Below are 2,376 nucleotides of genomic sequence, written 5' to 3'. Positions count from 1 at the left end.
TCATCTCATATATTCTCTTCGGGGTCTCTTCCCTTTTCTTAAAGAAATCGCTCCCCTTGTCAAAAGGTATCGCCGTATCACTATACTTTGTATCCTCACTTGATGAATCAAGTACAATCAAATCACTTTTTACATTTCTTTTATATCTTTCATTTATACAATCAAGAAACTTTTTAGCATCCATCTTTTATCCTTAAACTATGCCACTGCAAAACCCGACAGGTCGAACATACTTCCAAGTGAAGTACCGAAATCAGTAGGTTTCATGGCCTCCGCAATCTTTTTCAGTGTGCAATCAAACATCTCTCTGTCATTGAATATATTAAAAAGCTTAGCTGTATTCCTTGCATCATCAAGTGCACTATGCTCCCTCCCAAGGAAGTCAACGCCTGCCATATCAAGTGCAGTCTTTAATGAAAGCTGCTTCTCAAAGCCCAGTTTTGTATCAAACTCTGCCTGAAAGTCATGCCATTCGGTCAGATAAACTCTTTCTTCATCCAAACTTGATTTATATTTCTTTAAGCTTATCTCTTTTAAGATCTGCTTATAATCGTTTTCACTCCAGGCATATATCTTTATATCATCACTCACACCCAGACACCAATTTGAAAACATCTTTAACGCTTCATCAAACTTAGGGGCATTCATTACCATATCATAGGTAATACCTGTCAGCCTGCTTATTAACGGTCTGATTCTGTTATTATACTCAGGCTTTACATAGGTTCTGAATGACGAAATCTCCTGATAGTTTTCATCCAACATTATAGCACCTATCTCTATAGTCTCCATAGTACAATCTAAATTCTTGTATTTCTTTTCTACACTGTTCATTTCCAAATCTACAACTATATGCTTCATTGCCGCCTCCGGGTTATTTTTATTATACTCGTATTCTACAATATATGCTGTACGATAAAAATACCTTCAAAATTTTATATTTTTAATGTAGGTATGGTCTTTCTACTCTGTAATAAGCTTTCGATATTAAAAAGAGCCGCTGCACTGTATGCAACAGCCCTAAATCTACTCCTGTCCGTCTTCCTTATCTCCTATAATATCTTTCAAGTTATTATTAACCCCGTCTATCTATTCTTTCTTTTTATCCGGATTCTCTTCCCCTAATTTTTTATATCTCCAACAATATCATCTATGCATTTATTAACTTGAGCTGTCCACTCTTCCTTTTTACCCGGACTAACAATCGAATACAAATTCGAATAATATTCTTCCCCTAAAGCTTCTTCCAGTCCTTCTACATAAATCATATTTACGCCATGTGTCGGTACTACCATATTGTGATGTGGCTTGATATCTTCCACCTCTCTCTTCCCCTTTTCCTCATACATCCGATAAAAGGCGGCAATACTGATAAGATGTATCATAAGGCATAGAAAAACTGCCATAGCTCCAGTCGACATATGTCCTTCTTTATTGATTTTATCCAGCTTTTTCTTTACAAATTTAATACCATACTCATTATATGCTATACAGCCTATAATAAGTAATGCCCAGCAAAACTTTTCTCTATCAAAGTATGCGAACAGACCGACCGACAACAATATTATGAACACTGTGAATAATTTCTTCTTGCTCTTTTTCTTCTCCTTAAATTCCATTATTCTCCCCCTAAGTAAAAAACTGTAAAACTTAAAGCGATTTTAGAATTATTTCTTTTTTATATCTATTGTTTTTTTCTGTCTACGACAATATCATCTAAGCATTTGTTAACACTGTCTATCCATTCTTTCTTTTTATCCGTAATATACGCCGAACGTAATTCTGAGTAATAAAGTTCTTTCTCTAAATATTCTTCCATCTCTTTTCTGTTAATTGTACCTGTACCATGTGACGGTGCCAATATACTGTAATATGGCTTGGTATCTTCCACCTTGTTCTTCTCATTTTCCTCCAATACCCAAATAAAGGCAGCAACACCGATAAGATGTATTATAAGACATATCAAAACTGCTGCGGCTTTAGTCGACTCATATCTTTCCTTATAGTTTTCATCCAGCTTTTTCTTTACATAGCTAATGCCACCGCCACCATATGCTATACAACCAATAATGAATAAAGCCCAACAAAACTTTTCTCTGTCAAAGTATGCGAATACAGCAACCGCCAACAATATTATAGAAACTACGATCAATCTCTTATTACTATTTTTCTTCTCCTTAAATTCCATTGTTCTCCCCCTAAATAAAATAGAGCAACTAAAAAACAAAACAAAAAGGTATATAAGTATTTTAACTCATATACCTTTTGTTGGCTAGAGGGGGAGATATATTATTTCAACAGTAAATAAGTAATTTTCTCCTTCACAACGCTATCATATTTTTTTAACTCCTTAACTAATATATTTAAGGTTATAAA

3 protein-coding genes and 1 pseudogene are annotated in these 2,376 nt (G+C 34.4%); all 4 read right to left on the bottom strand.

Annotated elements, in window-relative coordinates; all coding sequences use genetic code 11:
- A pseudogene (locus HMPREF0381_RS14970) lies at positions 1-184 on the bottom strand (TerB N-terminal domain-containing protein); the annotation flags it as partial.
- A gap of 14 nt (positions 185-198) precedes the next feature.
- Positions 199-861, bottom strand: coding sequence for a 3'-5' exonuclease (locus HMPREF0381_RS03705; RefSeq protein ID WP_008750537.1), 663 nt, complete (start codon positions 859-861; stop codon positions 199-201).
- 260 nt (positions 862-1,121) lie between these two features.
- Positions 1,122-1,619 (bottom strand): hypothetical protein, encoded by a 498-nt coding sequence (locus tag HMPREF0381_RS03700; RefSeq protein WP_008750536.1) that lies wholly within the window; start codon positions 1,617-1,619, stop codon positions 1,122-1,124.
- Positions 1,620-1,684: 65 nt separating this feature from the next.
- Positions 1,685-2,188, bottom strand: a complete 504-nt coding sequence (locus tag HMPREF0381_RS03695) for a hypothetical protein (protein WP_008750535.1) — start codon at positions 2,186-2,188, stop codon at positions 1,685-1,687.
- Positions 2,189-2,376 lie beyond the last annotated feature (188 nt).

Origin of the sequence: Lachnoanaerobaculum saburreum DSM 3986 (assembly GCF_000185385.1) — a bacterium.
Taxonomy (GTDB): Bacteria; Bacillota; Clostridia; order Lachnospirales; family Lachnospiraceae; genus Lachnoanaerobaculum; species Lachnoanaerobaculum saburreum.
The sequence above is the reverse complement of the archived record's forward strand: the minus strand, read 5'-3'. Positions and strand labels throughout refer to the sequence as shown.

Coding starts and splice junctions, on each gene's coding strand:
- HMPREF0381_RS03705 (WP_008750537.1), bottom strand. CDS start 861: ATGAAGCATATAGTTGTAGATTTGGAAATGAACAGTGTAGAAAAGAAA.
- HMPREF0381_RS03700 (WP_008750536.1), bottom strand. CDS start 1,619: ATGGAATTTAAGGAGAAGAAAAAGAGCAAGAAGAAATTATTCACAGTG.
- HMPREF0381_RS03695 (WP_008750535.1), bottom strand. CDS start 2,188: ATGGAATTTAAGGAGAAGAAAAATAGTAATAAGAGATTGATCGTAGTT.